Origin of the sequence: Micromonospora sp. URMC 106, from assembly GCF_051386395.1 — a bacterium.
In the GTDB taxonomy this organism is placed as follows: domain Bacteria; phylum Actinomycetota; class Actinomycetes; order Mycobacteriales; family Micromonosporaceae; genus Micromonospora.
This window is the reverse complement of record NZ_JBPQTP010000195.1, coordinates 1-5304: the sequence shown is the minus strand read 5'-3', so window position 1 is coordinate 5304 and position 5304 is coordinate 1. Positions and strand designations below refer to the sequence as shown.

The following is a 5304-nucleotide window of genomic DNA, read 5'->3' as shown; positions in this document are numbered from 1 at the left end:
GTGGTCGGGCCCGTGGTGGGCAGCGACCGGGGCGGGCGGATCTCCTCCTGGCGGAACGCGGGCACGGCCAGCGCCACCCCGACGACCAGCACGACCGGCACGGCCAGCGCCGGCCGCGGCACGCGGCGCCGCCCGCGCTCCCGCGCGTGGCGGGCGCTGCGGGGCTCCGCCGCCCCGCGCGGGCCGGCGGCCGGCTGGCCGGGGGCGTCCGGCGCCTCCGGGCCGCCCGGCTGGCCCGGCTCCCCGGTGCCCGGCACCGGGGCCGCCGCGCCGGCCGAGGGGGCCGGTGCCGCTGCGGCGACCGGCGGGGCGGGTGCCGCCTCCGAGGGGGCGAGCGCCGGGAGGGTCATCGTCGGGAGGGTCATCGTCGGCGCGAGCATGGTGGCGGCCTGCGGGTCGGCGGGGAGCAACTGGTCGCGCAGGACCGTGGCGACCTGCCGGGCGGTGGGCCGCTCCAGCGGGTCGCGGGCCAGGCAGCGCAGGCAGGTGCGGGCCACCTCGGGCGGCAGGCCCGGCACGTCCGCCAGCGGGGGCGGGCCGTCGCCGGCCAGCGCCTCGCTGAGCTGCTCCCAGGTGTCCGCCGGGTACGGCACCCGGCCGGTCAGCGCCTCGTAGAGCAGCACCCCGAGGGAGTAGACGTCGGTGGCCGGCTGCGCCGGCGCGCCGTCGAGCCGTTCCGGCGCCACGTACGCCGGCGTGCCGAACGTGCCGCCGTCCTCGTCGTCGTCCGGCGTGCCGATCCGGGCGGCGATGCCGAAGTCGAGCACCTTGACCCCGACCCGGGTCATCATGACGTTGGCCGGGGTGATGTCCCGGTGCACGATGCCGAGCCGGTGCGCGGCGGCGAGCGCGTCGGCGACCTGCGCCGCGATCTCGACCGCCTCGGTCCACGGCAGCGGCCCCTCGGTCAGCCGCAACTCCAGCTCCTCACCGGTCAGCAGCTCCATCACCACGAACGAGGTGATCGACCCGTCGGGCGCCACGGTCTCGCCGTAGTCGTGCACCGAGGTGACGTGCGGGTGGACGAGCTGGGCCGCCGCGCGGGCCTCCTCGCGGACCATGTCGCGGAAGCGGGCGTCGGCGGCGAGCGACGGGGCGAGCACCTTCAGCGCCACGACCCGGTCCAGCACCTCGTCCCGGGCCCGCCAGATCACCGACATGCCGCCGGCCCCGATCTGGTCGACGAGCCGGTACCTGCGGGACAGCAGACGGCCGGGGTGCAGTGCTGGCTTCACGGGGATCGCACCTGCCTCGCTGTGGGAGCGCTATCAGGTTGCGTGAATGTGTCCGGCCTGTCAACGCCCGTCGCTGCGGCCCGTCGCCGACACCGTGCGGGCCCGTGCCAGGATGGGCCCCATGGCGCGGGGACCGGTGGCGTTCGTGCTCGGGGGCGGGGGAGTCCTCGGCGCGGTCGAGGTGGGCATGCTGCGTGCCCTGTTCCGGGCCGGGATCCGGCCCGACATGGTGCTCGGCACGTCGATCGGGGCGGTCAACGGCGCGCTGGTCGCCGCCGAACCGTCCGAGGCGGTCACCGACCGGCTGGTCCGGCTCTGGGCCTCGCCGGAGGCGAGCGAGGTGTACGGCGACTCGGTGGCCCGGCAGCTTCGCCGGTTCGCCGCCCGGACCCACCTGCACTCGCCCCGCCCGCTGCGCAAGCTGCTGGAGAGCGAGCTGGGCGTGGAGACCACCTTCGCCGACCTCCAGGTGCCGTTCCGCTGCTGCGCCGCCAACATCGAACGGGCCGCCGAGCACTGGTTCGACAGCGGGCCGCTGGTGCCGGCCGTGCTGGCCTCCGCCTCGGTGCCGGGGCTGCTGCCGCCCGCCCGGATCGGCGACGAGCACTTCGTCGACGGCGGGATCGTGAACTCGATCCCGATCGGCGAGGCGGTCGCCGCCGGCGCCGGGCGGATCTTCGTACTCCAGGTGGGCCGCATCGAACGGGAGCTGAGCCCGCCCCGCCGGCCGTGGGAGATCGCCCAGGTCGCGTTCGAGATCGCCCGGCGACACCGGTTCGCCCGGGAGATGGCGGCCCTGCCGGAGGGGGTCGAGGTGCACGTGCTGCCGACCGGCGGGCTCAACCCGCGCGACGACACCCCGTGGGCGTACCGGGACATGGCGGCGGTGGGGCGGCGGATCAGCCGGGCGTACACGGCCTCCCGGCACTACCTGGCCACCCAGCTGGAGCGCTGATGCCCCTCCCGCCGTGGTGGGTACGCCGGCTGCTCCTGGCCCCCGGCGCGGTGCTGCTCGCCTTCCTCGTGGTGACCACCCTGCCGGTCTGGGCGCTGCTCGCGGCGGCCGCCTCGCCCCTGGTGCCCGGCCGGCTGCGGCCGCTGCGGCTGCTCTGGATCGGCTGCGTCTACCTGGTCTGGGACGCGGCGGCGCTGCTCGCGCTCTTCGTGCTCTGGGTCGCCTCCGGCTTCGGGTGGCGGGTCCGGTCGCCGGCCTTCCAACGGGCGCACTACCTGCTCGCGGGCTGGTTCCTGCGGGTGCTCTTCTGGCAGGCCCGCTGGACGCTGCACCTGAACATCGACGTGGTGGGCACCGATCCGGACACGGCGCTGCCCGGCCGGCCTGAGCTGGTGCTCTGCCGGCACGCCGGCCCCGGCGACTCGTTCATCCTGATCCACGCCCTGGTGAACTGGTTCAACCGGGAGCCGCGGATCGTGCTCAAGGACAGCCTCCAGTGGGACCCGGCGATCGACGTGCTGCTCAACCGGCTGCCCAACCGCTTCCTCGCGCCCGGCCAGGACCGCCGGGGCTCCGTGACCGAGCAGATCGGGCACCTGGCGGAGGGCCTGGACGACGACGACGCCTTCGTGATCTTCCCCGAGGGCGGCAACTTCACCCCCGGCCGCCGGCTGCGGGCCATCGCCCGGCTGCGCACCCTGGGCCTGGAGCGGATGGCGTTGCGCGCGGAACGGATGCGGCACGTGCTCGCCCCGCAGCCCGGTGGGCTGCTCGCGGCCCTGGACGCCGCGCCGGACGCCGGGGTGATCTTCGTGGCGCACACCGGCCTGGACCGGATGCTCACCGTCGCCGACGTGTGGCGGGAACTGCCGATGGACAAACGGATCGTGATGCGTTTCTGGTCGGTGCCGCCGGAGGAGGTGCCGACCGGCAGGCAGGAGCGGATCGACTGGCTCTTCGACTGGTGGGCGCGGATCGACGAGTGGATCGCGGCCAATCGGGACGACGCCGCGTAGGGTGCGCTGGTGGACCAGATCTGCGTGGTGACGACGGTGGTGGACGCGCGGTCGGTCGCCGACGTGCTGGCGGCCGCGGCCGTCGCCGGGCGGCTGGCGGCCTGCGCGCAGGTGGGCGGCCAGGTGGACAGCACCTACTGGTGGCGTTCGGGGGTCGAGACCAGCACCGAGTGGTCGGTGCAGTTCAAGACCGCGCCGGACCGGGCCGCCGCGCTGGTGGAGCAGATCCGGGCCAGCCACCCGTACGAGGTGCCGGAGATCCTGGTGAGCAGGGTGGACAGCGGCGACCCCGCGTACGCCGCCTGGGTGCACGAGCACACCCGCCCCTGAGTACGCGCACTCTGGGCCGGTGACGCGCGCCGGCTGAGAATGGCCGGGTGCAGAACACCGGCTACCCCTGCCCCGCCTGCGGCGCGCCGGCCGACCTCGGCTCCGGCTGCTCCGGTTGCGGGCGGCCGCCGTACCCGGCCGCCGCCGAGGTGATCCGGCTCGACCGGGAGATCGTCGTGCTCGGCGGCGAGGTCGAGCGGGCCCGCGCGGCGTACCAGGGGCTCGTCGACCGGCTGGCGGCGAGCCGGCGGCGCCGGGCCGAACTGGCCGCCGCGATCCGGGCGCAGTTTCCCGGCCCGGCCGCGATTCCGACGCCCGCCGCGATTCCGACGCCCGCCGCGGGCCCGGCGTCGGTGCCGACCCACCCGGCGCCGGCGTGGCCGGGTCGGGGGCCGGTCGCGCCGGGCCCCGCGCCGGCCCCGGTCGGCGCGGGCGTCGGCGGGGCGGAGACCTCCACCCGGACGGTGCAGAGCCTGCTGTTCGTCCTCGGCGGACTGCTCCTGGGCACCGCGGCGGTGGTCTTCACGGCGGTCGCCTGGGCGGCGGTCGGGGTCGCGGGCCGGGCCCTGATCCTGGCCGCGTTCACCGCGCTCGCCCTGGCCGCGCCCCTGGTGGCGGTGCGGCGCGGGCTGCGCGGCACCGCGGAGACGTTCGCCGCGGTGGGGCTGCTGCTGGTGCTCCTCGACGGGTACGCCGCCTGGACGGTGGACCTGTTCGGGGTTGCCGGCTGGCCCGCCACCCGCTACGCCGCGCTGGTCGGGGGGGCCGGCGCGGCGGTCGCCGCCGGGTACGCCCGGCTCAGCGGGCTGACCGTGCCGTGGTTCGCGGCCCTGGTGACCGCGCAGCCGGTGCTGCCCCTGCTCGCCGTCGGCGCCCGGCCGGACGCCGCCGGCTGGGCGGTGGTCTTCGTCGGGGTGGCGCTGCTCGACCTGGCGGTGCTGGTCGCGCTGCGTCGCCGGAGCGCACCGGCGGGCGGCGCCGCGACCACGGGCGGCGGGGGACCGGCGGTCGCGGTGCCCGCCCCAGCGGGCGGGGGGCCCGTGCCGGCGGAGGCGGCGACCGCGCCGGCGGGCGGGGCGGGGGAGCGCCCGGCGGTCCTCGCCGGTCGCGTCGTCGCCTGGATCGGGTACGCCGGCGCGCTGGCGGCGGCCGCGAGCTGCGCGCTGGTGCCGCTGGTCGTCGGCCGGGCCGCGGGCATCCCGCTGCTTGCCGGCGCGCCCCTGCTGCTGGCGGCGCTGACGCTGCTGGGCGCGGCGCTGCTCACCGGCGGGCGGGTGTTCCGCGCCGTCGCCGCCGGGCTGCTGGTGCCGGTGCTGGCCGGCGCGGCCGTCCGCCCGGTCGCGGAGCTGTGGCCATCGCTGGTGCTGCTGCTCGCGGCGCTCGTCGTGGCGGCGCTGGCCGGCGCGGTGCGGCTGCTGCCCGCCGGGTGGCGGACCGGTCCCCGGGTCGGCGCGCTGCTGGTGGCCGGGGGGACGGCGCAGCTCGCCGTGCTGATGACCGTCGTGCTCGCCGGCGCCGCGGTCGGCCGGTCGCTGCCGCCGTGGCAGGGGGCCGCCGCCGGGCCGGACGTCGCATGGGGGTGGCAGCTGCCGTCGGCGATCGCGCTGACCCTCGCGGCCGTGGGGCTGCTGCTGCCCCGGGCCGCCCGGCCGGCGCTGGCCGCGTTCGGCGTGGCGGCCACCGCGCTCGCGGTGCCCGCCGGCTGGCCGTCGCCGTGGCCCCCGGTGGTGGCCCTGGACCTGGCGGCGGGGGCGGGCCTGCTGGGCGT

4 protein-coding genes and 1 pseudogene are annotated in these 5304 nt (G+C 77.7%); 4 read left to right on the top strand and 1 reads right to left on the bottom strand.

Features of this window, described 5'->3' with window-relative positions:
• Window positions 1-1235 (bottom strand): serine/threonine-protein kinase (locus ACSNOB_RS31365; protein WP_436690982.1); only part of this gene is annotated, 1235 nt, incomplete at its 3' end.
• A 121-nt stretch (window positions 1236-1356) separates the two neighbouring features.
• On the opposite strand from ACSNOB_RS31365, the gene ACSNOB_RS31360 reads away from it, so the two are divergent.
• The 4 genes and pseudogenes from ACSNOB_RS31360 to ACSNOB_RS31345 form a co-directional block, all read left to right on the top strand.
• The gene (locus ACSNOB_RS31360; RefSeq protein WP_436690980.1) at window positions 1357-2190 is read left to right on the top strand and encodes a patatin-like phospholipase family protein; all 834 of its coding nucleotides are present in this window, start codon (window positions 1357-1359) and stop codon (window positions 2188-2190) included.
• Window positions 2190-3206: a 1-acyl-sn-glycerol-3-phosphate acyltransferase gene (locus ACSNOB_RS31355; RefSeq protein ID WP_436690978.1), complete on the top strand. Its 1017-nt coding sequence runs from the start codon at window positions 2190-2192 to the stop codon at window positions 3204-3206. Before ACSNOB_RS31360 ends, ACSNOB_RS31355 begins: the two co-directional genes overlap by 1 nt.
• A 9-nt stretch (window positions 3207-3215) precedes the next feature.
• Complete coding sequence (cutA, locus tag ACSNOB_RS31350) at window positions 3216-3536, top strand: divalent-cation tolerance protein CutA (protein ID WP_091103345.1); 321 nt, start codon at window positions 3216-3218, stop codon at window positions 3534-3536.
• Between the two features lie 47 nt (window positions 3537-3583).
• Window positions 3584-5304, top strand: a pseudogene (locus tag ACSNOB_RS31345) (SCO7613 C-terminal domain-containing membrane protein); the annotation flags it as partial.

Coding starts and splice junctions, on each gene's coding strand:
- ACSNOB_RS31355 (WP_436690978.1), top strand. CDS start 2,190: ATGCCCCTCCCGCCGTGGTGGGTACGCCGGCTGCTCCTGGCCCCCGGC.
- ACSNOB_RS31360 (WP_436690980.1), top strand. CDS start 1,357: ATGGCGCGGGGACCGGTGGCGTTCGTGCTCGGGGGCGGGGGAGTCCTC.